This is a genomic window from Collinsella sp. TM04-29, from assembly GCF_003466565.1.
Lineage (GTDB): Bacteria > Actinomycetota > Coriobacteriia > Coriobacteriales > Coriobacteriaceae > Collinsella.
Genome location: NZ_QSPW01000004.1, coordinates 152,010 through 176,213, shown reverse-complemented (window position 1 = coordinate 176,213; position 24,204 = coordinate 152,010). Strand labels below are relative to the sequence as shown.

19 protein-coding genes and 1 pseudogene are annotated in these 24,204 nt (G+C 58.9%); 10 read left to right on the top strand and 10 right to left on the bottom strand.

Going from position 1 to position 24,204, the window contains the following annotated elements; translation table 11 throughout:
• From DXD39_RS08565 to DXD39_RS08555, 3 genes and pseudogenes are all read right to left on the bottom strand, one after another.
• A pseudogene (locus tag DXD39_RS08565) lies at nucleotides 1-210 on the bottom strand (hypothetical protein); the annotation flags it as partial.
• A complete protein-coding gene (locus DXD39_RS08560; RefSeq protein WP_117803813.1) occupies nucleotides 198-896 on the bottom strand; it encodes a hypothetical protein in 699 nt (232 codons plus the stop codon). The gene DXD39_RS08560 and the pseudogene DXD39_RS08565, both read right to left, overlap by 13 nt.
• A gap of 3 nt (nucleotides 897-899) precedes the next feature.
• Nucleotides 900-1,865, bottom strand: a complete 966-nt coding sequence (locus DXD39_RS08555) for a Sir2 silent information regulator family NAD-dependent deacetylase (protein ID WP_199572163.1) — start codon at nucleotides 1,863-1,865, stop codon at nucleotides 900-902.
• 143 nt (nucleotides 1,866-2,008) lie between these two features.
• Between DXD39_RS08555 and DXD39_RS08550 the strand changes: the two genes are divergently transcribed.
• Nucleotides 2,009-2,566, top strand: a complete 558-nt coding sequence (locus DXD39_RS08550; RefSeq protein WP_117803811.1) for a TetR/AcrR family transcriptional regulator — start codon at nucleotides 2,009-2,011, stop codon at nucleotides 2,564-2,566.
• On the opposite strand, the gene DXD39_RS08545 is transcribed toward DXD39_RS08550, so the two are convergent.
• Complete coding sequence (locus DXD39_RS08545; RefSeq protein ID WP_117803810.1) at nucleotides 2,563-2,916, bottom strand: cupin domain-containing protein; 354 nt, start codon at nucleotides 2,914-2,916, stop codon at nucleotides 2,563-2,565. The genes DXD39_RS08550 and DXD39_RS08545 overlap by 4 nt on opposite strands.
• 151 nt (nucleotides 2,917-3,067) lie before the next feature.
• Here DXD39_RS08545 and DXD39_RS08540 point away from each other — a divergent pair, with 151 nt between their 5' ends.
• From DXD39_RS08540 to DXD39_RS08530, 3 genes are all read left to right on the top strand, one after another.
• Nucleotides 3,068-3,394, top strand: a complete 327-nt coding sequence (locus DXD39_RS08540; RefSeq protein ID WP_117803809.1) for a helix-turn-helix domain-containing protein — start codon at nucleotides 3,068-3,070, stop codon at nucleotides 3,392-3,394.
• A gap of 99 nt (nucleotides 3,395-3,493) precedes the next feature.
• Entirely contained in the window at nucleotides 3,494-4,024 is a 531-nt protein-coding gene (locus tag DXD39_RS08535) for a flavodoxin family protein (protein WP_117803808.1), read from the top strand.
• Nucleotides 4,025-4,204: 180 nt separating this feature from the next.
• On the top strand, nucleotides 4,205-5,494 hold the full coding sequence (locus DXD39_RS08530; RefSeq protein WP_089572817.1) for an ATP-binding protein: 1,290 nt from the start codon (nucleotides 4,205-4,207) through the stop codon (nucleotides 5,492-5,494).
• 96 nt (nucleotides 5,495-5,590) lie between these two features.
• Here the strand turns inward: DXD39_RS08530 and DXD39_RS08525 are convergent, their stop codons facing one another.
• Both DXD39_RS08525 and DXD39_RS08520 read right to left on the bottom strand, forming a co-directional pair.
• The gene (locus DXD39_RS08525; RefSeq protein WP_117803807.1) at nucleotides 5,591-7,831 is read right to left on the bottom strand and encodes a DNA gyrase subunit A; all 2,241 of its coding nucleotides are present in this window, start codon (nucleotides 7,829-7,831) and stop codon (nucleotides 5,591-5,593) included.
• Between the two features lie 45 nt (nucleotides 7,832-7,876).
• A complete protein-coding gene (locus DXD39_RS08520; RefSeq protein WP_117803806.1) occupies nucleotides 7,877-9,874 on the bottom strand; it encodes a type IIA DNA topoisomerase subunit B in 1,998 nt (665 codons plus the stop codon).
• 371 nt (nucleotides 9,875-10,245) lie between these two features.
• On the opposite strand from DXD39_RS08520, the gene DXD39_RS08515 reads away from it, so the two are divergent.
• Nucleotides 10,246-11,259, top strand: a complete 1,014-nt coding sequence (locus tag DXD39_RS08515) for a hypothetical protein (RefSeq protein WP_158565506.1) — start codon at nucleotides 10,246-10,248, stop codon at nucleotides 11,257-11,259.
• A gap of 110 nt (nucleotides 11,260-11,369) precedes the next feature.
• Here the strand turns inward: DXD39_RS08515 and DXD39_RS08510 are convergent, their stop codons facing one another.
• Both DXD39_RS08510 and DXD39_RS10255 read right to left on the bottom strand, forming a co-directional pair.
• Nucleotides 11,370-15,737: an Ig-like domain-containing protein gene (locus tag DXD39_RS08510; RefSeq protein ID WP_147347918.1), complete on the bottom strand. Its 4,368-nt coding sequence runs from the start codon at nucleotides 15,735-15,737 to the stop codon at nucleotides 11,370-11,372.
• A gap of 155 nt (nucleotides 15,738-15,892) precedes the next feature.
• Nucleotides 15,893-16,897 (bottom strand): helix-turn-helix transcriptional regulator, encoded by a 1,005-nt coding sequence (locus tag DXD39_RS10255; RefSeq protein ID WP_199408678.1) that lies wholly within the window; start codon nucleotides 16,895-16,897, stop codon nucleotides 15,893-15,895.
• 297 nt (nucleotides 16,898-17,194) lie between these two features.
• Here DXD39_RS10255 and guaA point away from each other — a divergent pair, with 297 nt between their 5' ends.
• Nucleotides 17,195-18,175, top strand: a complete 981-nt coding sequence (gene guaA / locus DXD39_RS08500; RefSeq protein ID WP_117635851.1) for a glutamine-hydrolyzing GMP synthase — start codon at nucleotides 17,195-17,197, stop codon at nucleotides 18,173-18,175.
• Nucleotides 18,176-18,249: 74 nt separating this feature from the next.
• Here the strand turns inward: guaA and DXD39_RS08495 are convergent, their stop codons facing one another.
• Both DXD39_RS08495 and DXD39_RS08490 read right to left on the bottom strand, forming a co-directional pair.
• Nucleotides 18,250-19,401 carry a cell wall metabolism sensor histidine kinase WalK gene (locus DXD39_RS08495; protein WP_117803803.1) on the bottom strand — a complete coding sequence of 384 codons (1,152 nt, stop codon included), beginning with the start codon at nucleotides 19,399-19,401 and terminating at the stop codon, nucleotides 18,250-18,252.
• Nucleotides 19,398-20,072 (bottom strand): response regulator transcription factor, encoded by a 675-nt coding sequence (locus tag DXD39_RS08490; protein ID WP_117635849.1) that lies wholly within the window; start codon nucleotides 20,070-20,072, stop codon nucleotides 19,398-19,400. The genes DXD39_RS08495 and DXD39_RS08490 overlap by 4 nt, the downstream gene beginning before the upstream one ends.
• A gap of 89 nt (nucleotides 20,073-20,161) precedes the next feature.
• Here DXD39_RS08490 and DXD39_RS08485 point away from each other — a divergent pair, with 89 nt between their 5' ends.
• From DXD39_RS08485 to DXD39_RS08470, 4 genes are all read left to right on the top strand, one after another.
• A complete protein-coding gene (locus tag DXD39_RS08485; protein ID WP_197032826.1) occupies nucleotides 20,162-20,308 on the top strand; it encodes a CD1871A family CXXC motif-containing protein in 147 nt (48 codons plus the stop codon).
• Nucleotides 20,253-21,212, top strand: coding sequence for a 4Fe-4S binding protein (locus tag DXD39_RS08480; protein ID WP_199572161.1), 960 nt, complete (start codon nucleotides 20,253-20,255; stop codon nucleotides 21,210-21,212). The genes DXD39_RS08485 and DXD39_RS08480 overlap by 56 nt, the downstream gene beginning before the upstream one ends.
• Nucleotides 21,213-21,247: 35 nt before the next feature.
• Nucleotides 21,248-22,210, top strand: a complete 963-nt coding sequence (locus DXD39_RS08475) for a redoxin domain-containing protein (RefSeq protein WP_117803801.1) — start codon at nucleotides 21,248-21,250, stop codon at nucleotides 22,208-22,210.
• A 226-nt stretch (nucleotides 22,211-22,436) separates the two neighbouring features.
• On the top strand, nucleotides 22,437-24,128 hold the full coding sequence (locus DXD39_RS08470; RefSeq protein WP_117803800.1) for an FAD-dependent oxidoreductase: 1,692 nt from the start codon (nucleotides 22,437-22,439) through the stop codon (nucleotides 24,126-24,128).
• The last annotated feature ends 76 nt before the right edge of the window (nucleotides 24,129-24,204 follow it).

Here is a 24,204-nt window from a genome sequence, read left to right as displayed (position 1 = left end):
GCTGGGGTAGAGGTGGTAGAAGCCGTCGAAAAGGCTCTTGAAGCCAAAGGCTTGCTGCCAGTCCGTCATTCCGGCGCGCGCCATGCCTGCGCGGTTGTAATGGTTGAACCCGGCGGCGCTTGACATGCCCGAGCCGATGCCGACGATGATGGCGTCGGCATCGTCGATAAGGCTTCGAAGCCTACGCGCTTCTCTTTCTAGGGGTGGCATCGGGCGATCTCCTCGAAAGCCGGGGCCATATCGCCGTCAACGAGAATCGTCTCGCACGAAGCGTCGGGCGCCATGGCCTGGCCGTAGTTGAACACGATGTAGGTGGCGTGCTCGCAGGCGTTCGCGATCTGGGCGAGCATGCGCTTTATGACGCCGTTGTGCAGTCCCACGCCAAGTTCGAGGATGGCGACCCTGCCGTTGCGATGGGCTTGCACAAGACGCGCGAGCTCGTCGAGCTGGGTCATGGCGAGGGTGTCTGGATGGGCGAGGCGCCGCTCGTCAACCGACGTGCGCGTGCTCCCCTCAGTCTCGAGCACGCGCTCCTCGTCGAACCCGGCGCGCGCGAAGTGCCCGTCGATGTTGCATGTGACCACGAAGGTGTCGGCGTGCTCCGTAAGACGCCGCAGCCCGTTCATGAGCGGGCTGGGCTCATATTCGACATACTCCTTTTGATGGAACCGCTCGCTCCACCGGCGTCGCACGTTTGCATCCGGGGAGGCCAGCCCCTGCAGTATGCAGCCGATACCGTCGGCCTGGGCGAGGTCTCCGTACGCCTCCCGAAAATGAGCATCGGTGCAGAAGAGATTGAGCCCCTCCGCCATATCGAGTCCGTTGCTGGCGCCGATGATGACAAGATCCGCCTCGGCTAGCGTCCTGCCTATGCGAACTGCTTTCGCCGTCTCCATGCGCTACCTCCCCAGCGTCTTGCGCACGTCGTCGAGCACGTCGGCGATATCGGCGCGAATGGCGAGCCCCCGATCCTCGATCGCGCGGGGGAGGAACTGCGTCTTGTTGTTTACGGCGATGTAGCTGGCCTGCGGTAACTGCGCCGTGAGGGCCCAGAACGGCTCCTGGATAAACGCGGGCGTCATGCGGCCCACACCCAGCTCGAGGAAGAGGATCCTCTGCCGCGCGTGCGCGTCGAGCCAGTCGGACATCTTGCGGTACTGCTCCTCGTAGAGCTCGCCCTGCAGGAAGTTGCCGTAGCCGCGAACCCAGGGGAACGCCTCTGCCCCGCAGTGCGGGCAGCGTGGCACGAGCTCTGTCGGAACCTCTAGGCCGTCTCCCATGGCCTCTACCATACGAGAGACCGGCTCGATGGCGTCCCATACCTCGTCGGTACAGCAACGGGAGCACTGGAAGAAGCGGTGGTCGCCTTGGATCTCTGCCACCTTCTCCCAAGGGTAGAGCTTCACAAACTGCGTGTCCTGGTTGGTGGTGAGCACGAAGAAATCCTTCTCGGCGAGAATGGCGTCGAGGTCCTTGTAGGGCTTGCGCAGCGGGGCGTTGAGCGTGGTGTCGAGGAAGGTGGCAAGGTAGCCCCAGCGCGCCTCGGCAGTGGGCCAGCGGTAAGACGACCCCTCAAAAGCGCCCCTGAAACCGTAGCGCTCGGCGAATTTGCCGAAATGTCTGCGATAGGTCGCGTTGTCCTCGTAGTAGAAGTCGCCGCCGCCTGCCGCGGAGAGTCCGGAAGCCCCGCCTACCAGCACGCAATCGGCTTCTTCGATCATGCGGGCAAACGTTTCGATTTGCTGGTTGTAGGGCTCTGGTTCGCGGTCGCTCAGCTCATATGGTGTGCCGCCGGCGCGGTAGGCGGCCTGATGGGAAAACGATCGGTTGGTGAGTTCGATAACGAGCTGTTCGTATAGAGTCACTTGATACTCTCTTTCAACTACAATGAACAGGTGTCTATAAAAAGTATCAATGTTGATTTGCATCAGAGCAATGAACAGCTTCGAGCTGCTGTCGATAAACGAGCGGCTGCTGGATATTGTTGAGCGCTGCAATTGGAGGGGCCATGGAAGTGGGGAAGATCGATCGTCGCCGACGCTATACGCTCTCGGTCATACGGGAGGCGTTCTTCGCGCTGCTGGCCGAGGTCGGCTTCGCGAAGATGACGGTAGCGGATATCTGCCGCCGCGCCGATATCAACCGCGGCACGTTTTATCTGCACTACGAGGACAAGTTCGCGCTGCTCGACGCACTTATTGACGAGGCCTTGGCGGCGGTGCCCCCGCTCGAGGGATCGGAGGCGGATGCCCTCTGCCAGCGTCCGCCGGCAAACGATGACTATTATCTGCTCTACTCGGATGACGACGCGTACGCCCGGGTGGCACAGCGCGTCGTCGAGCGCGGTGCCGAGCAGATGGTTCCCTCGATCATGGAGGAGACTGGGCTTTCGCGCGAGGACGCCTATCTGCTCTTCGTCCACAACGTCCAGGGAAATCTCGCGGTCAACCGCCTACTTGGTTGGAGGCGAGGGCCCGAGTTCGCCCACGCCCAGGAGCTGCTCAGTGCCTATTCCGAAGGAGGTATGCGGGCGGTATCGGCCCCTTGCGGATTAATCGCGAATTAGAACATGATAGCGTCGTCGGCCGTGAAGGCGTCGAGGGATCCCTGCTTGACCTGAATGCAGACGTATGTGATCCCCGAGTCGGACGCGGCGCGGAACTGACGATGCGCAGCGGGGGAAATGCGCAGCCAGTCGCCGGCCGCAAGCTCGATATCCTCACCGTCGATCGTGACCGAGCCTGCGCCCTCGAGCACGCCATAGATCTCCTCGTTTTCCTTGTGTGCATGGACGAACGGAACGCCAGCGCCGGCGGGAAGACTGTTGATACTCACCTCTGCCCCGGTAAGCCCGAGCACCTCGTGCAGCTCAACGCGGCTCTCATTGCCGATGTGGGTCTTTGCATAATTAGCCATAATGGTTCCTCTCTTGGGGTTGATTTACCTTGCAGGCATCTCCTGCGTGAGATATATTCAACGCGAAAGCGCATGCAAATACGAGTACGCACATATTTGTAACTGCGTGCTTTTTTGTGAAACCGGTATGGTCAAGGAGGTTGGGTCTCCCATGATGGCGAAAGAGGAGCTTCCGGAGTGTCCGGTCGCAACGGCGGTAGCGCTCATTGGCGGCAAGTGGAAACTGCTCATTATTCGTAACTTACGCGTACGCCCTTGGCGTTTCAACGAGTTGCGCCGCAACCTGGAGGGGATCTCTCAGAAGGTGCTTACCGACAGCCTGCGGCAGATGGAGGATGATGGGCTGGTCTTTCGCCATGACTATGGCGAGAATCCTCCCCGCGTTGAGTATGGCCTTACCGAGCTCGGCCGCCAGATGATGCCCATCATGGACTCGCTGGCAGACTTCGGCGCTTATTACAAGACAATTGTTTCGTAGCGGACACATCGCTTGGGGGGCGGAGAACCGCTACGAGGGTGCTAACGAAAACCTGTCCCGAATCATCGTGCGCCTGCGGCATGAAGAAGGGAGATTCTTATGAAAATCGTTGTATTGAGCGGCAGCCCGCGCAAGGGCGCCAATACTGACACCATGGTCGAGGCGTTTGCCGAGACCGCGCGTGAGGGCGGCAATACGGTCGAGGTCGTCCGCGTTGCCAGCAAGAAGATCGCCGGCTGCTTGGGATGCCAGTACTGCTTCGCTCATGAGGGCGTCTGCGTGCAGAAGGATGACATGGTCAACGTGATCGAGTCGCTGAAAGACGCAGATATGGTCGTCTTTGCCTCGCCTATCTACTGGTTCGATATCACCGCGCAGGAGAAGGCTGTCATCGACCGCCTGTACGCCTTCGGTGCTACGGGCTTCCCGTTCACCAAGACGGCCCTTTTGCTCGATAGCCACAGCGAGGGCGTCTATGATGCGGCGATCGCCATGTACAAGTCCACGTGCGCATACTGCAAGTGGGAGGACCAGGGCATTGTCACCATCAGCGGTATGACCGAGCGCGACAGCATGGCCTCCTCGCCCAAGCTGGAAGAGGTGCGAGAGCTCGCTCGCAAGCTCGCCTAAGGGCAAGAAGAGCGCATGGCAATCGGTGTTGGTGGAAATGCTTGCTGTCCTTACCGAGAGATAGGGGCGAATTCCCCCAAGTGCCGTATAGAACAATTTTTAAACGCAGAAAAATAACTGAAAACAAATTAATCCGCGTTAAAATATTGTCAAATAGAAGTTCATGAGGGAAGGTTACGTATGCGTCGCAAGGCAGACGAGCTCCTTAGGGAATGGCGAGACAGAGCTGATAGAAAACCTTTGCTGGTCAAAGGCGTGCGCCAGTGTGGCAAGACCTATTTGCTCAGAACGTACGCCCAGGATCTTTTCGAATCGGTTGTCTACGTTAATCTTGAGAACGACCGGTCGGCGCGAGCGGATTTTTCGGGCGGTCTTGACCCTCATTCGATCGTACGTGCGATCGAGGCTCGTACGGGACAGCGTATCGTGCCTGGCAAAACCTTACTGTTCATTGACGAGATCCAGGCATGCGAGGAAGCGCTCACTTCCCTTAAATACTTTTGCGAAGATGCTCCCGAGTATTACGTTGCGGCTGCCGGGTCGCTTCTTGGGGTTGCCATTAACCATCAGTCGTATTCGTTCCCCGTCGGAAAGACCGACTTGATTGAGATGACTCCACTCGATTTCGAGGAGTTTCTCTGGGCGATGGGGCACGATCAGCTGGTCGACGAGATACGCTCATCATTCGAGATAATGGGTCCTCTTGCGCCAAGCCTTCATGAAAAGGCACTTGGGCTCTATCGACAGTATCTTGTTGTTGGCGGAATGCCCGAGGCGGTCCAAACGTACATCGATGATCAGTCAATCATTGATGTGGCCGAAAAGCATCGGATTATTCTCGACGGATATTCCGCCGACACCAATAAATATGCTGATGAACGCTTGAGCGCAAAGACGCGTGCGTGCTTCGATTCCATTCCACAGCAGCTTGCCAAAGAGAATCGTAAATTTCAATACAAGGTAGTGCGAGCGGGGGGCAATGCGTCTCTCTTTGGAGATGCTCTCGATTGGCTTGTATTGTCGGGTACGGTGGCGCGCTGCAGCCTAGTCGGGCAGATCGAAAGCCCCTTAGAGGCCTTCGTTAACCCTTCTGCTTTTAAAATCTATCAGGCGGATACAGGGCTGCTCGTCTCCAAGGCCGGTGCTCAACGCGCCGATATTCTAGCCGGCATCGGCGGCACATTCATGGGTGCACTTACCGAAAACTACGTTGCCCAACAGCTTTCAGCCATGGGCTATCCGCTGCATTATTGGGCGCGAGATAATCGTGCGGAAATCGACTTTGTAGTAGAGAAGCAGGGATGCTTGTCTGCGATTGAAGTCAAGGCGGGGGAGAACACAAGATCTCGAAGCCTTTCCTCACTTAAAAAGACCCATCCGGGCGTGCGCCTTATCAGGCTATCTACGAAGCCCTTTGGAATGAATGATGGGCTTATGTCTGTTCCACTTTATGCGGCATTTTGTCTATAGGGATGATGCTGCTGTAATGCATGGGGCCCGGAGCGCGGCATTTACTGTGCTCTGGGCCCCACCGTTTTGAGAGCTTATGGCGGTTCTGCCGTCATCCTAGTCAAACAAACTCGGCATGTCATTTTCCTTCATGAGGGCGCCGGCGGAGGGCAGGCTCTGCGCGGTGAACTTCTCGGCCGAGACGCCGGCGCCAAGGATTTCCTCGGTCGTGCCGACGGTGGTGACCGAGCGGCCCTTCTTGGCCGTAAAGGCCTGGACGCCCTGCGTGTTGGTGGTCGTCTTGGTCTTGAGCAGCGACGTGTTGAAGTTCATCAGGCGGTAGTCGCTCGAGACCAGCGCGAGGTCGCGGTCCTCCTTGAGCACCTGCGCATACAGCAGCTTGCTGCCGCCGTAGATGGCGTTCTTAAGGCGCTTGCGGTTGGTCTTGGTAGCGTATCCAGAAAGCGCGACACGCACCACGCGGCCGTTCTCAAAGACGAACAGCACGTCGGCCTTGTAGTCCTCGGGGTCGATGACCCAGATGACGCTCTCGTCGGGTTCCATCTCGAGATCGGTCGGAAGGTACGAGCCCAGCTGGGCCGACTTGGTATCCTCAAACGCCGCGACCTTGCACTTGTACACCTGGCTCTTGTTGGTAAAGACCAGCAGCTCGTGCGTGTTGGAGGACGGGAACTCGATAAAGGGTTTGTCGCCGTCCTTGTACTTGAGCGTGGTCGCCTTCTTGAGCACGCGGTCCGTCATCTTCTTAAGGTAGCCGTCGCGCGAGAGCATGATGGTGACCGGGTACTCCTCGACCTCGGGCTCCAGGCTTACCTCGATGACCTCATGGGGCTCGATCCTGCCCGTGCGGCGCGGCATCACGTACTTCTTGTTAACCGCGGCCAGCTCGTCGCTGATGACCTTCTTGATGTTGTCCTCGCTCGAGAGGATCTCCTCGAGTTCGGCGATCTCGCCCTCGAGCTTGGCAATGTCCTTGGTGCGGTTGAGGATGTATTCCTCGTTGATGTTGCGGAGCTTGAGCTCGGCGACAAACTCGGCCTGGGTCTCGTCGATGTCGAAACCCTTCATAAGGTTGGGTACAACCTCTGCCTCGAGCTTAGTGCCGCGGATGATGGCGATGGCCTTGTCGATGTCGAGCAGAATTGCCTCGAGGCCGTGCAGAAGGTGCAGACGCTCGGACTTTTTGTCCAGGTCAAAGCTAATGCGGCGGCGCGTGGACTCAATACGCCACTTGGCCCATTCGTGCAAGATCTGGCGCACACCCATAACGCGGGGATAGCCGTCGACCAGTACGTTGAAGTTGCACGAGAACGAATCCTGCAGCGTGGTCGAGCGATAGAGCTTCGCCATGAGCTTGTCGGGGTCGACGCCGCGCTTAAGGTCGATGGCGATGCGCAAGCCCGAGAGGTCGGTCTCGTCGCGGATGTCAGCGATCTCTTTGACCTTGCCCTCCTTGGAGAGCTTGACGATGCGCTCGATGATGACATCGGTCTTGGTGGTGTAGGGAATCTCGTACACCTCGATGATGCGCTCTTCGGGAATCCAGCGCCAGCGGGAGCGAATCTGGAAGCTGCCAAGACCGGTCTCGATGATCTTCTCCATCTCCTCGCGGCGGTAGATAATCTCGCCGCCGGTCGAGAAATCGGGCATGGGCATGTACTCGAGCAGGTCGCAGTCGGGGTCCTTCAGGTAGTGCATCGTGGCGGTGCAGACCTCGTTGAGGTTGAAACCGCAGATGTCGGACGCCATGGCGACGCCGATGCCCTTATTGGCCGAGACAAGGATGTTGGGGAACGTGGTGGGCAGCAGACGCGGCTCCTTCATGGCACCGTCGTAGCTGTCAACGAAGTCGACCGGGTCCTTGTCGATGTCCTTGAAGATCTCGGCGCTGATGGGGGAGAGCTTGGCCTCGGTATAACGCGAGGCGGCGTAGCTCAGGTCGCCCGAATAGTACTTGCCAAAGTTGCCCTTCGACTCAACGAACGGCGCGAGCAGCGCCTCGTTGCCGGTAGCCAGACGCACCATCGTCTCGTAGATCGCGGCATCGCCATGCGGGTTGAGCTTCATGGTCTGGCCCACGATGTTGGCGCTCTTCTGGCGCTCGCCCTTGAGCAGACCCATCTTGTACATGGTGTAGAGCAGCTTGCGGTGCGAGGGCTTAAAGCCGTCGATTTCGGGGAACGCGCGCGACACGTTGACGCTCATCGCGTAGGGCATGTAGTTGACCTCGAGCGTCTGCGTGATCGGCTGGTCGGTGACCTCGGAGTGCAGGCCGATGACGTTCTCGGCGTTGACCTGTTTTTTCTTTGGCTGGTTCTTCGTCTTCTTCTTTGCCACGATATCCTCTTGAACTTCTTATGGGCCGTCGTTATCGATTTGCTGCTACTGCAGGTCCAACTGGTCCAGGTATTCCTTGCCGTGCTCCGAGATATGGCGCTTGCGGCCCGCCTCGTCGTTGCCCAGCAACAGGTTGAACATGGTTTCCATCTTGGTGACGTCCTCGGGCTCCACCTTAATCAGGCGACGCGTCTCGGGGTTCATGGTGGTGAGCCACATCATGTCCGGATCGTTCTCACCAAGACCCTTGGAGCGGTTGATGGAACACTTCTGGTCGCCGATCTCCTTGAGGATGCCGCTCTTCTCGAGCTCGGTGTAGGCAAAGTAGGTCTTCTCTTTGCAGTTGATCTCGTAGAGCGGCGACTCGGCGATATACACGTAGCCTTCGTCGATAAGTGTGGGCACCAGACGGTAGAGCATGGTGAGCACGAGCGTGCGAATGTGATAGCCGTCGACGTCGGCGTCCGTACAGATGATGACTTTGTTCCAGTTGAGGTTGTCCAGGTCAAAGGCACCGAGGTTCTTGATGCGCTTGTCCTTGATCTCTACGCCGCAGCCCAGTACGCGCATGAGGTCCATGATGATGTCGGACTTAAAGATGCGCGGGTAGTCCTCCTTCAGGCAGTTGAGGATCTTGCCTCGGACGGGCATAACGCCTTGGAACTCGGCATCGCGCGAGGTGCGAATGGCGCCTGCTGCCGAGTCGCCCTCTACGATGTAGATCTCGCGACGGTTTTTGTCCTTGGAGCGGCAGTCGATGAACTTCTGCACGCGGTTGGCCATGTCGGTCTTCTGCTGCAGGTTGGTCTTAATGCTCTGGCGAGTCTTTTCGGCGTTCTCACGCGAGCGCTTGTTGATGAGCACCTGCTCCACGATCTTGTTGGCAGCGTCTTTGTTCTCGATCAAGTAGGTCGAGAGGCGCTCCTTAAAGAAGGCGGTCATGGCCTGCTGGATAAAGCGGTTATTGATAGCCTTCTTGGTCTGGTTTTCGTAGGACGTCTGGGTGGAGAAGCAGTTGGTCACCAGTACCAGGCAGTCCTGGACGTCTTGCCACTTAATGCCGGTCTCGTTTTTGTTGTACTTGCCCTGTTGCTTAATATAGGCATCGATGGCGCTGGTCAGAGCGCTGCGCGCGGCCTTCTCGGGCGAGCCGCCGTTCTCGAGCCACGATGAGTTGTGGTAATACTCCTGCATCATGAAGGTGCGCGAGAAGCACATGCACGCGGTGATCTTTACGTTGTAGTCGGGCAGGTCCTCGCGATCGCGACCGCGGCGGTCGGCCTCGATAAAGAAGGGTTCGGTAAGGTAGTCGGTACCGACCTTCTCGAGCACGTAGTCCTCGATACCCTTGGGGTAGCAAAAATCCTCTTCGGAAAACTCGCCGTTGTCGCCCTCGATGCGCAGGCGGAAGGTCACGTTGGCGTTGACCACGGCCTGGCGGCGCATGGTCTCGCGATACCAGTCGTGGGGAATGCTGATCGAGGTAAAGACCTCAAGATCGGGGCGCCACTTGATGGTGGTGCCGGTACGGTCCTCATCGCTGGGCTCGATCTCGAGCGCCTTCTTTTTGGCGCCGACGACCTTGCCTTTCTTAAAGTGCAGAGAGTACTTGTTACCGTCGCGCCAAACGGTGACGTCCATGTACTCGGAAGCGTACTGGGTCGCGCACGAGCCCAGGCCGTTGGTGCCGAGCGAGAAGTCGTAGTCGCCGCCCTGGTTGTTGTTGTACTTGCCACCGGCGTAGAGCTCGCAAAAGACGAGCTCCCAGTTAAAGCGCTTCTCGGAAGGGTTCCAGTCGAGTGGGCAGCCGCGGCCGTTGTCCTCTACCTGAATGGAGCCATCGCGAAAGGCGGTAAGGATGATGAGCTTGCCGTAGCCCTGGCGTGCCTCGTCAACGGCGTTGGACAGGATCTCGAAGGCGGCATGCGCGCAACCGTCGAGTCCGTCCGAGCCAAAGATGACGGCGGGGCGCAGTCGTACGCGCTCCTCGTCCTTGAGCTGGCGGATACTGTCGTTACCATAGTTTGCGGTGTTTTTTGCCATACTCGCTCTCTCGGTGCTCCTTTGCTGCGTTTAAGTCATATAGATAGTCAAGGTAGCATAGCCCGGCCCTTGGGCGATTCCACCCAACACGAAATCCATCGAACGCGCGTTCGGATTAACGGGTAAAACGTGTCGTGCGGATTGTTGTTCCGAATCGAACATTGGGACAAGCGTCTCGTTTTATGGGCCACGGGCGTGCGTGTGCGAGTCCCTTTGGCCCATAAGGAACGCTGGCGGGTCGTTATTTGGGCCGTGGGTCACTTCGCCGGCGTCGTGTTTCGTCATACGCTCATAGTGGAAGCCGATGCCACGGGGTCGACTTGGGACTCGGGCAACGGATGAGCTGCAAGCCGAAAGGAGCGGTGAGGATGATGAAGCCCATGACGAAGAAGCTGCTGTTAGGAATTCCCACCGTGACGCTTTCGGCCGTGCTGGCATGTACGGTGGCCGGCTGCGGCGGTAATGCGCCGAGTGGCTCGGGCGGGAGCGCACCTGTGCAGGAGAAGGCCGAGAAGCCCAAGGCCTATGAGTCGCAGACGGTCGAGGTGGCAGGCATTACCTATGAGTCGGTGGCTCACGGTACGTTCTATCGCGGTGATGCCAAGAAGCAGGACGGCTTTTACCTGCACATCAAGATTACCAACAACAACACAAAGAACAGGACGTTCAGTTCCTTTAACGTGCATGCTGCCCAGGGCGATCTTGAGGCAGGCGACCCGTTGTTTACTTCCGGCAAGGCGGCCGTGCTCGACTACGTTGCAAGTGAGGCTCCCGATGAGCTTCACGAGGGCATCGATCTTTCCAAGAGGCCAGATATCGGCCCGGGCGAGACCGTTGAGTACGTGTATTTCTGGGTGCCCAAGACGGCGTACTACGGGCCCATCACTGTCGAGTTCGTAGACGCTTACGCCCCCGCCAAGAATCATGAGGCCATGCACTTTGACACCACGGGATGCGAGACCAAGGAGTTCAAGGCGGCCGGCGGCGTGGCCGATTCTGGCGAGAAGGCAGATTTAACGGGCATCGACTGCGCATCGTACAGCATCGAGGCCGCCGATGGGTACACGCTGGATTCGTCCGACGAAGAGCACGAAAAGGCAAACTTCTTCCACGACGAGACTGGAGGACGCCTGAACATCAGCATCTTCCTACGCTCGCCGGAGGAAGAGGTTGCAAGCCTAGAGCAGGTCTACGAAGGTAAGGAGACAACAACCGACCAGGTCGAGTACAACGGCATAACGTGGCTGCGCTTTACCGGTCCCGACAACGGCCATACACTGTTTGCGACGGCTCCCGCAACGGGTGAAACCGTCCGCGTGTCGATTGGCTGGAAGATCGATTGGGACGCCGCCGTGCCCATGATGGAGGCGCTGAAGCTCAAGTAACGCCGCGATTCTTACGTCAGGCGACTCAGGGCTGGCTCCGAGTTATCGGGGCCAGTCCTTTTTGGTGCTCGATGAGCCGAGCCGGCGTCTCTCACAAAAATAACTAGGAGCTAGCGAGACTTATCCGAATTGACCTCATTGGCGGTGTCTTTTTCGAGCGCCGTGCGGCGGGCGCTGTAGGCGATGAGGCCCGCGCCTGCCGCGGCGAGTGCTGCAGCGGCTGCCGTAAGGGGAGCGTTGACATCGCCCGTGCCCGCAAGCGCGCCCGCTTTTCCGGAGCGCTTGTTATTGCCGTGGTTCTTGCCGCTGCCGGAGCTGCTTCCGCCGGAGCCGCCGCCCTCGTCAGTACCGCTGCCACTCGAGCCACCATCGCCGTCTGCTGTCATCGGGGCGTCGTGAAGTCCTGTCGTATCCGCGCTGTCGCATACGCCGACCTGCACTTCTGAGCGTTCGCATGCCGCGTCGGGCACATGAAGCTCGTGCAGAACGGCACTCAGCGCCGAGTTTGCGCCCGGTCGGATCTCCTCGAGCGTTACGGGATTGAGCGCCACCAGATTACGCGCCTTCGCATACAGCGTGACGCGTTTGCCCACTTCGTCGCTCCAACTCTCGGGGATGGCGAAGCTCATGCGGAACTGTGCCGTGCAACCCGGTGCCAGCACGGCGTTGCCGTTGTCGGCTACCAGCGGGTGCGTTGCAAAACGTGCGCCCAGCGTCTCGAGCGCGTACTTTACGTGTGTCATGTCGTTGGCCGAAGCGTCTTCGGCAAGCTCTGGATCGTAGATCGAAGCCATGCGTGCGTTCGCTCCGAATCCGATGGATGCGCTGGAGAACGGCTGGCTGGAGCCCTCTCGGTACAGATCGATTGTGCCGGCAGTCAGCAAAGTGTTGCCGTCGTTTCGCACCGTGACCATGAAGGATTCGCCTGCTGCTCCGGGCACCACCGCGCCCGAGGTAGCGACCGCGCCCGTCGGAGTGGCACACGCCACCAGAGGCACTTCGATGCCGTGCAGCTCTGCCTCGCTCTTCTCCGCGCTCACAATGTGCGTGGCGAGCGCGGAGAGCATGCCTCCCGACGTCAAAAATGTCGTTATCTGATCGACGGGATGGTCCAGCTCGCACATCACGAACGGCTCCGTGAACAGATCGCCTGCCAAGGTGCTGGCGAAGATGCGGAAGTGCTTGCCCATCACTGCTACCGGGTTGCCTTCTTCGTCGTAGGTTTGCCCCACCTTGCCATCGGTGTTCTCTACATAGAGCGCGCACCTGCCGTTGTTGCTTACGCTAAACGATGCCGGGCCACAGCCTGCGGCACCCACGGGCTGCGTTGCAAATGCCGATGCGCCTCGCGTCCAAGTAATATGCTGCAGCTGCTCGTTGACGGTGGCCAAAAAGCCCGAATGTTGTGGCCACGGCACCGCATGGGGCACCGTGGCGTCTGGTGGCATAACGCCCCAGCCCGCAATGGACTGGCCGATCACGGCGTACGATGCGCAGCCGCAACCGTCTGCGGTCTCGTACGCAACGGGCACCACCATTTTGCCGTTGATATTCTCGGGCTCGCTCAGCTCGATACTCGACGGTGCCTGCGGAAAGCGAAGAACTTGGCGGAACGTCAGGCTGTCGCCCAAATCATCCGACCACAGGGTAAAGCATTCCAGCGCAACCTCGGCCTCGCTGCCGAGCGCCTTCTCTGCGGTGGTTCCGCGGCGGTGGAGGTAGGCACCCGACAGGCGTCCGTCGACCAGCGTCTTGCCTGCCGTGATGCGCGGGCACTGCAGGCAATGGTAGCCATCCTCTTGCAGGCGGCCGCGCGAGATGCTGCGCCATGACGTATGCGACACCACGCGGATCTCGTCATTACTTATGCGCAGGCGCACAACGGACAGTATGCCGGCTGTGCTTGCCGTATCGAAAAGGGTGTTGTCGCCGGCGGGGCGCTCGCCCGAGACCAGCAGCACGTAGGCGTCCTGGTTTCCTCTTCCGTCCGTATATTCCACCACGTCGAAGTCGTAATCGAATATGCCGTCGCGCTCCACGTCGCCCTCGCCAAACCCAAGGGGAAAGTCCACGGGCGTGGGAGCGGACCACGTGCCGTTTGCCTTTGTGTGCACCACCAGGCGCGAGCGGCCATTGTCGCCGTAGCGCACCGAGGCGATACGGAACAGGCATTCTACGCCGGCAATCATCGTTAGCTTCATGTGGGCTTCGCTGAGCACGCCGGAAAACAGCACGTTGTCGCTCGAGGGTTTTATGCCGCCACGCTCGTCCTCCGACACGCCGGCAGAATTGGCGTTCGGGTCCGCAACGGCGTTCGTTGACTGACCGATGTAGGTGTACTCATACATCGGCGCGGCGTTTTCGTCGTTTTCCATCAGTGCGTGGACGAAATGCTCAACCTGTCCCGTGTCGTCGCTTTCTGCATCCGCCTCGAGCTCAATGCGCGTGACCGCTTGATCCCAATCGCGCACGACAGGCGCGACGTTTATCGCGGCGGCTGCAACCTCGGCGCGTGCGAGCAGCTCGGAATTGGTGACGATGGTGGCCGACGCGATAAACTGCGGCACACCACCTGCCTCGGTGTTGCCGGGCGTGCCGAAGCAGGCATCCAGCGTGTAAGGCGTATCTCCACCCAATGCCAGCTCAGAGCGTTGGGGCACATACCGGTCGTCATTGTTCACCGACATATTCCACGAATCGATGAGTGTGGGCCACGACCCCGACCAAGCCTTGGTGGTCCACTTGAACATTACGAACTGGAGTATCACATCGACATCGACGTCTGCACCCACGCGCAGCCGCGGAAGCTGGTGTCCATCTGCCTTCTCGTACCCAATGAACAGCGTGAGGGATGCGGCACCGCGCACGGCAGACGAAGCGACGCCTGCAACGCCGGCTCCAAAGGTGACGGCAAGTCCGATCTGGATGGTGAACGAGCCCGACGTGTTGGAATAGTCGAGCGAAATGTTCTTGAAAAACGCCGCGCCGCTGCCGTGCGTGTGGGCACCCACAGCGAGCGCCAGCTTCGCCAGCACCCAAGGGTTGACGTTTAGGAAAAATGGCACCGGTCCTAGGGTAAACTGCTCGGTCCAATTGAGGTCAGTTCTTACCTGGAAGAGGGCCTTAATATTGCCGTATGCAGGGTCGTTGTTGTTACCCCAGGTTTTGCCCACCCAATCGTAGGCGAGCGAGCCGTACAGCTGTGTGGCGATATCCATCGTGAACAGCGGCGTGCAATGGTGGCGAAGGAGCTTGGTGTTTCTTGGATCGGTGCCCGAACCGGCACTCATACTCTTGTACTGATTCCACTTCCCCTCCATCTCGTCGAGGTAGCGGTTTGCCTGCTTGGCGCCCGACTCACGCGGCGATTTCTTCCAGTATTCCGGATCAGGGTTGCCCGAATCGTTCATATAGCTGGCTGGTTTGTATCCTCCGCCAAACAGTACGTACCCGGCAAACGAGAAATCGAACAGAATGGGGAACGAGGGCATCCAGCACGTGAACTTATTACCACCGATGCCGGGAAACGATGCGGGGAAATCAAACGGAGTGATCTCTTGGTCCATAGTGGTGGGGACGATAGTGGTCGATCCGGATTCCGCCTTTGCCGCCGGCGCGGTAACAACGGCCATGGGGGAGGAGAGCGTGTAGGTTTTGTCCTGGTAGTCGAGGACAAAGCGCAGCTTGCATCCTTCTTCCAGAAGGCTCGACGCTGCATCGAGGAACTTGTCTTCGAGTGTGAACGTCGCCAGATTATCCGCGCTCGATGCGCTGGCCTTGATCTGACCAATCTGCGTGACGGTTTCGGTTGAGCTGCCCGCAGCGGGCATCACTTTATTGATATGCAATGTTGCCTGCCCGCCCTGCGGCAGATGAGCCTGCACGGTAAATGCGTGCGTATCGGGCTGCTCGTTTGCCGTGTCGTCCTTCGGCAATGCCATGAACGTGGCTTCAGCGTACTGGATGTCCCATTCGTCGAATGTGAGCTGGCGGAAGTACGGCTCGCCGTCGGAAAGCGGACGCGTGGGCGCGGTTATGGCGGTGCCGCCCTGGATACGCGCAAGGGGAATCTCGACATCGCGGTAGCCCGCCATGCTAATGGAGATGCCGCCGTTAAAGTCGTACGCGTCAAGGAGCTTTGCCTCGTCTACGTAGCCTTCCGAAAGCGAGGCAATCTCAAAGATGGCGGTGCCTTCGTCATCGGTCGTGGCGGCGAGCTGCTTGCTTGCGGCGTAGCGCGACGTGAGCGTGACCTGCGCTCCCTTGATGGGCATATTCTTGTTGGCGACGTCGACCACGACCACACCAAACATGGTGCGCGAGAGAACGAGCACCCTGAAGGGGTCTTTTTCGTCGGCATAGGCCGCGGTGGGCGCGAACGGCAGCAGGAAGGCATTTTCGCTTCCCGGCACGCGAGGCAACATGATGCTCGCTAGTGAGGACGCTCCGGCAACAAGTAACGAACGGCGATCAAGCATCTTGGGCTCCCATCCCGCAAATATCGGTGGAAATAATCCAATTTTGCGAGAAGACGCTTCGTGGCGGTAGTGCCGTTCAAGGGTCAAAATGTCCAAATTGATCGAGCGAAGCGCCGGGTTCCGGAACGCGTTCGATGCGCTTGGCAGCCCGGTCGCTAACGCAACATGTGCGCGACCAGCTCGGCGCGTGTGCCGATGCCAAGCTTTGCGTATACGCCGGATAGGCGGTTTTTGACGGTGCCCGGCGATACTCCCATATGGCGTGCGATTTCAGCGTTGGTCCATCCGCGGCAGGCGAGCATGGCCATGGTGAACTCTGTGGTCGTTAAATCGTCGGCAACGTCCTCGCCCGAATCGGGGTTGTGGATGCGCCGCCAGCCGTAGCTGAAGCGGTACGTGATCTCGATGATGCGTGCGAAGTCGTCAGGGTATTGCGTTTTTAGGCATGCCTCGATGAGCCCCTGCAAAAGGCCGTGGTGCTCGCCAATGAGCTCGATAAGGCCGTCGGGGCGCGCAATGTCCCAAGCGGCTCCAAAATGCGCTTTTGCGGCGTCGATGTCCTTGAGGCTCATGCATGCCATGGAAGCTGCCAGGTGCAGGAACAGTTCCGAGATGGGATAGCTTCCCTGTTTCATAATTAGGGCGTTTTCCGCCATGCCCAGGCTGCGGCCGTATTCGCCGCGCAGATACAAGGCGTGCGCCATCACGTAGCTGGCGAACAGTCGCAGGCCTTCGGGTAGGTGCGCCGCAAGTGGATAAAACTCTTCGGCAGAATACGGGGAAGGCAAGTGCAGCAGGACGCTCGCGGCCGAGGCGAACAGGATATGCGTGGCGTGGACGGCGGGCGATTCCTCGTCGGCCGGCGTATCGAGGATGCCCGCAAGGCACCGGCGGGCGTCGGCGATACGGTTGAGCGACAGACTGGCGTATCCGCAGATAAAGCATGCGGAATAGCGCAGCGCGGGATCGGTGACGTCAAGATAGGGGTGCGCCGTCTTGGCGGCGAGTGCGGCCTGTCCGCGAAAGTACAGCGCTTCTGCCGTGGCGATGGCGCGTGAATCGGGGTCGGAAATGCCTGCAACCGCAGCGTCAATCTGCCCCGGCACAAAGGCGGTGCACATCAACGGCATGGGAACGCATGGGTAGCCATCGCAGTCCATCTTCCATCTCCCAACAGCTGGCAACACTAGCAGCAATTGTACTCTTGTTGCTCGGGACTGGAATTTGTGGGTATCGCCTACGATTGTGCCGAACGTATAAAGGAAGAGTCTATTGGCGATGCTCCCAAGGTGGCTACCGAAGTCTAGCTGACCTTGGGATATAGAAAAACTGCCGCCCCTGCAAAAAGCTCTGTCGCAGCGATGGGAAACGTATCTCGTTCTGCATATAATGAGGTCATATGACGGTGCGTCTGCATACGCGCGGCGCATTTCCATCGAACCGAGAAGGAGCTCTGCATGGATCCCAACAAGCGTCCCGACGACATGGTGCGTATCACCACTCCCGAACTTGCCCAGGTGTTCATCGATGAGCAGGTCGCTGCAATCCGCGAGCAGATCGGCGACAAGAAGGTCCTGCTGGCTCTTTCCGGCGGCGTCGACAGTTCGGTTGTCGCGGCCCTGCTCATCAAGGCCATCGGCAAGCAGCTCATTTGCGTGCATGTGAACCACGGCCTGATGCGCAAGGGTGAGAGCGAACAGGTCATCGACGTCTTCAAGAACCAGATGGACGCTAACCTGGTCTATGTGGACGCGACCGATCGCTTCCTGGATAAGCTCGTGGACGTCGAGGAGCCCGAGGCCAAGCGCAAGATCATCGGTGCCGAGTTTATCCGCGTGTTCGAGGAGGAGGCCCGCAAGGTTGGCGACGAGGTCAGTTTCCTCGCCCAGGGCACCATCTATCCCGACATTCTTGAGTCCCAAGACGGCGTGAAGGCTCACCACAACGTGGGCGGTCTGCCCGAGGATCTGCAGTTTGAGCTCTGCGAGCCCGTCAAACTGCTGTACAAGGACGAGGTCCGCGTCGTGGGTCGCGAGCTCGGCCTGCCCGAGAACATGGTCGAGCGCCAGCCGTTCCCCGGTCCCGGCCTGGGCGTCCGCTGCCTTGGTGCCATCACCCGCGACCGTCTTGAGGCGCTGCGCGAAGCCGACGCGATCGTGCGCGAGGAGATCGACAAGGCGGGTCTGACCATCTGGCAGTATTTTGCCGTCGTGCCCGACTTCCGCGCCACCGGCGTGCGCGAGGGCAAGCGCGCCTACGATTGGCCCTGTATCATCCGCTGCATCAACACCGTCGATGTCATGACCGCCGAGGTGCCTGAGCTCGACTGGGCGTTGCTCAAGCGCATTACCGCCCGCGTCACCGCCGAGGTTCCCGGCATCTGCCGCGTGTGCTACGACCTCACGCCGAAGCCCGTCGGCACGGTGGAGTGGGAGTAGGCTTCTACTCTTTTGGGCGAATTGCATTGACAGGGAGGGGGTCCCGCGCAAACGTGTGCGGGACCCCTTTCGTTTTACTGTTCGGTTAATGCTGCGGATCGTTTTGGAAGGCTTGCGAGCATAGTGGTCCCGTTCTCGGAACTTGCTTCGACCTCTACAGCGCCACCGTGAAGCGCTGCAATCTCCCAAACGAGCGCGAGTCCGAGTCCTGCGCCGCCGTATGCCCTGCTGCGGGATTTATCCAGGCGAAAGAACGGTTGGAAGATGCTCTCGTGGTACTGCTTGGGTATTCCCGGGCCCTGGTCCTCGACTCGCAGGAACACGCGGCTGTTGTTGTCGCAGATGGAGACGTTGACAGTCGAGCCGGGGCGGCTGTAACGGATGGCATTTTCGACCAGGTTAAACACCAGCCGATAGAGGAGCGTGTCGCTCCCGATTACTAAAGCGTCTCCAGCACAATTGAGGGCTACGCCCTTATTTTCGGCAAGTGGCGCAAGGTCGGTGAGGACCTCTTCGGACAAGGGACCAAGTTCAACATCGTCCTCGCAAGGAACGCTGCGGAGCTCACTCATCTCGAGCAACACCTTGGTCATCCGCGACATCCGCTCAGTTTGTTCTTGTAGCAGGCCGAGCAGCTCGGCTGTTTCGGGTTGCAAACCGGAGTGCTCGGAGATGAATAGTTCAATCTGTGCTTGCATAAGGGCGAGCGGGGTGCGAAGCTCGTGTGCGGCGTTGCCGGTAAACTGACGCTGTGCAGAGAACCCTTCGCCAAGACGAGCGATCATGTCGTTGAAAGAGGCGCTGCATCGTTGTAGCTCGGTGGGCACATCTTCATTGAGTCTGATTTCGCTTAGGTTGTCAGGCTGCACACGCTCAACCTGAGCTGCAAAAGCCCGTAGCGGTTTGAGTGCACGGCCGCTCACAAAGTATGCCAGCGCGCCGCCAAGGAGTGTGACTCCAGCCGTGATGTACCAGGCTGTCGTGCCAAAAGACTCCTGTGCGTCATTTACGACGATTGTGACCTTGTCATCGAGGGCCGCTTTCGTTGGGTCGAACGCCTGGAGCGAATCTTCGCCGGTTGCGTTAAAGGCCGAGATGTCGCTGCCGATGGCATCCATGTAGCGCATGCCCGTATAGCCGACCAAGCAGTTCGTCAGTACGCATGCCGCACACGTCAGCAGTGCCGTCATAATCGTTATGCGCCATTGCAGCGAAAGCCCTTTCATTCTCCATCCTCCATAACGTAGCCCTCTCCAATCCGATTGCGAATCGGGTCGTATCCCAAAGCGCTGCGTAGCTTTTTGCGGAGCGACGAGATATGAACGCGGGTTGCGTTGCTAAAGCTGTTGACGCTGCTGTCCCATACATGCTCGATAAGCTCTTCCTGGCTCACCGGCCGCCCCTGGTTAAGCATCAGGTATTCCAAGATGCCGGTCTCCTTGCGCGTGAGGGATAGGGTCTCGCCGCCCACGGAGGCGAGGCGCGCCTTGGTGTCAAAGCTCAACAATCCACAGGCTAGAACAACGTCGTTTTGCGTAAAGCGCCTGAGCGTGAGACTGCGTATGCGTGCCGCCAGCTCGTCAAGATGGAACGGCTTGGTGAGGTAGTCGTTGGCGCCCGCATCGAGCCCCGCTACCTTGTCGGAGACCTCGCCACGTGCCGAGAGCACAAGCACCTTGGTCTCACAATCAGTTGTCCTGAGTTGCCTGAGCACGGTCATGCCGTCGACATGGGGGAGATTGAGGTCGAGCACGACAAGATCAAAGGTCTCGACATCGAGCAGATCGAGGGCCTGCTGCCCGTCGTAGCAGCAGTCGACGCTATAGGCCAAGTTGCGCAGGCTGCGTGCGATCGCATCGCACAGCGCCCGCTCGTCCTCGACGACCAAGATGCGCATAACGTTCTCCTTGCATAGTCATTCACGCTTAACACGGATTTTATAGTCGGTATGGTCCAATGGGTCGCGAAACGAAAGGAGTGGTCAGATTGTTCAAAGCGATTAAGCCTGTGGCGCAGGTGGCTTTGCTGATCGTTGGGGTAGCCATGGTTGGCTTTGGCATTATGCGCGGCGAGGCAGATGCCGTGCTGGCCAAGGCAATCAGGCTGTGCTTGGAGTGTATCGGAATTGGTTAAAAGAAAAAATACCGTATCGCATCTTTTGGCGAGATTTCGCGGATTGATTCAGGCGGCGGCAACGCTTGCGACCAATATTCACCTGCCTAACTTTGCCAAGGGAGGCATCTACCAGGGGGCGGGCAAAGCCGTCTGCGTGCCGGGGCTCAACTGCTACTCGTGTCCGGCGGCCTCGGGTGCGTGCCCCATCGGGTCGTTTCAGTCGGTGGTGGGCTCGTCTAAGTTCAGCTTTTCGTATTACGTCACCGGAACACTCATTCTGATCGGCGTGCTGCTGGGGCGTTTTGTATGCGGCTTTTTATGCCCGTTTGGATGGCTGCAAGAGCTTCTGCATAAGATTCCCGGCAAAAAGCTCTCGACGAAAAAGCTCAAGCCGCTCACGTACATCAAGTACGCCGTGCTGCTGTTTGCCGTGGTGCTGCTGCCCGTTCTGGTAGTCAACGATGTGGGCATGGGCGACCCGTTCTTTTGCAAGTACATCTGTCCGCAAGGCGTGCTCGAGGGCGCGATTCCGCTGTCCATCATGAACGTGGGAATCCGCTCCGCGCTGGGAAAGCTCTTTACCTGGAAGCTCGCGATCCTCATTGCGGTTGCGGTGCTGAGCGTGCTGTTCTACCGCCCCTTCTGTAAATGGATTTGCCCCCTCGGTGCGTTTTATGCACTCATGAACAAGGTGTCTTTGCTGGGGATCCAGGTTGACCAGTGCAAATGCGTCTCGTGCGGCAAGTGCGCCAAGGTGTGTCAAATGGACGTGGACGTTACGCGTACGCCCAACCATGCCGAGTGCATTCGTTGCGGCAAATGCGTGGGCGCGTGCCCCGTCGATGCTATTAGCTTTCGCTATGGGCTGGGTGTGACGGGCGACAAACCCGCGCAGTCCACGCAAGCCTGCGAAAACAAATAGGTACCTATATAAGTTTCGATATAAACGGAGGAACCATGAAACTGTCAAAAATTGCGGCTCTGTTGATGCTGCCCGTGCTGGCGCTGACTCTCGCGGCGTGCTCTGCCCCCAAGGGCGACGCGAAGGGTGCTACGAGCGGCGATGCGCAGATTGCCGAGCTTGTGGCACAAAAGCCGTCGAGCGCCGAGGAGGCGGCCGAGCTGTACCAGCAGCTGCTGCAAAAGGAAAACGAGATCTTTGCGAGCGATAACGCCCTATGGGAAAAGGTGTTCCTTGCGGCCAACAAAGACACTCCCATGATTGAGGACGGCAAGAACTACGGTGACTTCTTGCTCGATACCATCGAGGGCGCCAAGGATCAGTTTGCGGCTGACGAGCTTAAGACGCTTAAGGCCGGCGCGCAGCAGGTCAAGGAGATCGAGGACAAGCTCATGGCGCTGGAGAAGGAGTTCCCCGGATGTGGCAGCACGCCCGGCGAGGGGGAGAGTGTTGATGCCTCGACCGCGGGCATGACCAACGGCGAGAGCGGGGAGACGAAGTTCCCCAGCTTTAAGGGCAAGGACTTGGACGGCAACGATGTAAACAGCGACGAGCTGTTCTCCAAGAACAAGGTCACCGTCATGAACTTCTGGTTTACCACCTGCAAGCCGTGCGTGGGAGAGCTGGGCGATCTGGAGAAGCTCAACAAGGAGCTTGTCGAGAAGGGCGGCCAGGTCGTGGGCGTTAATTCCTTTACGCTCGATGGCAACAAAGACGAGGTGGCCGATGCCAAGGACGTGCTTTCCAAGAAGGGCGTAACGTATAAGAACATCTGGTTTAAGTCGGACAGCGAGGCCGGAAAGTTCACCTCCAACCTGTACTCGTTCCCGACCACCTACGTGATCGACCAGAACGGTAACATTGTGGGAGAGCCGATCATGGGCGGCATCAACTCCGCTGAGCAGCGCGAGGCGCTCAACAAACTGATCGATCAGGCACTCGCGAAGAGCGAACAGTAAGTCCGTGGGACAGACAACTGAAGGGGAGTCGCTGGAAACAGCGACTCTTTTTTCTGCTTCGGGGTAGCATCATGGGTATACGTCGAAAGGGCACGCAGCTTTTCGTGCATTGCCTGAGCGGTGCGCGAAGCAACCAAGCTGTGAGTTTTCTTAAGCGTTCTGGGTATGGCAGTGTCAAGAATATCGGCGGCATAAGCGGCTACACGGGAAAGGTGGTGCGTTAGCTATGAAGGTGGTTATCGTTGGAGGCGTCGCGGGCGGCGCATCGGCGGCGGCACGTTTGCGCAGACTCGACGAGCAGGCCCAAATTGTCATCTTTGAGCGCACGGGTTTTGTATCGTATGCCAACTGTGGGCTTCCGTACTACATTGGCGGCGTGATAGAAGAAGAGAGCGCATTGACGCTGCAGTCTCCCAAGGGCTTTTGGGATCGCTTTCGCATTGCGGTCAAGACGAGTCACGAGGTGTTTGCCATCCATCCCGATTCGCATACGGTCGAGGTTCGCAATATGCTGACGGGCGAGGAATTTGTCGAGACGTATGACAAGCTCATCCTGTCGCCGGGTGCAAAGCCGATTCGCCCTGCGTTGCCGGGCATCGACTCGGATAAAATCTTTAGCCTACGCACCGTTGAGGACACGCTGCGTATTCACAGCTATGTTCGAGAGCGGCGACCGAGCAGTGCCGTCGTGATCGGCGGCGGCTTCATTGGCGTCGAGACGGCGGAGAATCTGTGCGAGCTGGGGCTCCAGGTGACCCTTCTGCAGCGTCCCGTCCAGCTTATGAACAACCTGGATTACGACATGGCGACCCTTTTGCATACCGAGGTGCGTGAGCACGGTATCGATCTGCGCCTCAAGGCCGATGTGACAGGTTTTGAGGAAGTTGATGGCCGCGTTGTCACCCATGTTGCGGGCGATGACCCTATCGGAGCCGATATGGTGCTGCTTGCCATTGGCGTGGCACCTGAGAGCCATCTGGCGCAAGAGGCGGGGCTCGAACTGGGCATCAAGGGGGCTATTGTGGTCAACGACCGCATGGAGACCTCTGCTGCCGACGTGTATGCCGTGGGCGATGCCGTGCAGGTCACGCATCAGGTGACCGGCGAGGACGCGGTCATTTCGCTCGCCGGCCCCGCCAACAAGCAGGGGCGTGTCGTCGCCGATGTCATAGCCGGCATGGACAGCTGCTACCTCGGATCGTTGGGCTCATCGGTTATCAAGGTATTCGACTTGACGGCGGCAAGCACGGGACTATCCGAAAAGGCGGCACACGCGGCGGGAGTTGACTGCGACAGCGTGGTCCTGTCGCCCGGTTCGCATGCGGGTTATTATCCGGGTGCAACGCCCATGACCATGAAGGTTGTCTTCGAGAAGCAGGGATTGCGCCTGCTGGGTGCGCAAATCGTGGGCATCGATGGTGTGGACAAGCGTATCGACGTTCTGGCGACTGCCATCCAGGCAGGCATGCGCGGCGATAGGCTTAAGGATTTGGACCTAGCATACGCGCCGCCGTATTCATCGGCGAAGGATCCCGTCAATATGGCGGGCTTTATGATCGAGAACCTCAATCGCGGCATACTGGCGCAGTGGCATTGGGAGGATGAGCCCAACTTGCCACGCGATGGCAGCGTGCAGCTGCTCGATGTTCGTACGGAAGGGGAGTATGAGCGCGGGCATATCGATGGTTTCGTAAACATTCCCGTCGATGATCTGCGCAATCGCCTGGGCGAGCTCGACCGGGCCAAGCCGGTCTACGTGATTTGCCAGAGCGGCATTCGCAGCTACATTGCTTGCCGCATTTTGGCGCAGCATGGCTTTGAGTGCTTTAACTTCTCGGGCGGCTATCGCTTCTTTGCAGCCGTGACTGAGGCTCGCCGCGGCAGCGCTAACGTTATGCCGTGCGGGTTCGAAAAGTAGCGCGCATTGGAATGTGACAAAGTGACAGCCTCTTTGTCGCATCGGGGATGTTATATGCGGGATGGTGCGCCATGCG

Bases quoted from the DNA above. Each gene is read 5' to 3' on its own strand.
- DXD39_RS08560 (WP_117803813.1), bottom strand. From the start codon at position 896: ATGGAGACGGCGAAAGCAGTTCGCATAGGCAGGACGCTAGCCGAGGCG.
- DXD39_RS08550 (WP_117803811.1), top strand. From the start codon at position 2,009: ATGGAAGTGGGGAAGATCGATCGTCGCCGACGCTATACGCTCTCGGTC.
- DXD39_RS08545 (WP_117803810.1), bottom strand. From the start codon at position 2,916: ATGGCTAATTATGCAAAGACCCACATCGGCAATGAGAGCCGCGTTGAG.
- DXD39_RS08540 (WP_117803809.1), top strand. From the start codon at position 3,068: ATGATGGCGAAAGAGGAGCTTCCGGAGTGTCCGGTCGCAACGGCGGTA.
- DXD39_RS08535 (WP_117803808.1), top strand. From the start codon at position 3,494: ATGAAAATCGTTGTATTGAGCGGCAGCCCGCGCAAGGGCGCCAATACT.
- DXD39_RS08530 (WP_089572817.1), top strand. From the start codon at position 4,205: ATGCGTCGCAAGGCAGACGAGCTCCTTAGGGAATGGCGAGACAGAGCT.
- DXD39_RS08520 (WP_117803806.1), bottom strand. From the start codon at position 9,874: ATGGCAAAAAACACCGCAAACTATGGTAACGACAGTATCCGCCAGCTC.
- DXD39_RS08515 (WP_158565506.1), top strand. From the start codon at position 10,246: ATGAAGCCCATGACGAAGAAGCTGCTGTTAGGAATTCCCACCGTGACG.
- DXD39_RS08510 (WP_147347918.1), bottom strand. From the start codon at position 15,737: ATGCTTGATCGCCGTTCGTTACTTGTTGCCGGAGCGTCCTCACTAGCG.
- DXD39_RS10255 (WP_199408678.1), bottom strand. From the start codon at position 16,897: ATGGACTGCGATGGCTACCCATGCGTTCCCATGCCGTTGATGTGCACC.
- guaA (WP_117635851.1), top strand. From the start codon at position 17,195: ATGGATCCCAACAAGCGTCCCGACGACATGGTGCGTATCACCACTCCC.
- DXD39_RS08495 (WP_117803803.1), bottom strand. From the start codon at position 19,401: ATGAAAGGGCTTTCGCTGCAATGGCGCATAACGATTATGACGGCACTG.
- DXD39_RS08490 (WP_117635849.1), bottom strand. From the start codon at position 20,072: ATGCGCATCTTGGTCGTCGAGGACGAGCGGGCGCTGTGCGATGCGATC.
- DXD39_RS08480 (WP_199572161.1), top strand. From the start codon at position 20,253: ATGCCGTGCTGGCCAAGGCAATCAGGCTGTGCTTGGAGTGTATCGGAA.
- DXD39_RS08475 (WP_117803801.1), top strand. From the start codon at position 21,248: ATGAAACTGTCAAAAATTGCGGCTCTGTTGATGCTGCCCGTGCTGGCG.
- DXD39_RS08470 (WP_117803800.1), top strand. From the start codon at position 22,437: ATGAAGGTGGTTATCGTTGGAGGCGTCGCGGGCGGCGCATCGGCGGCG.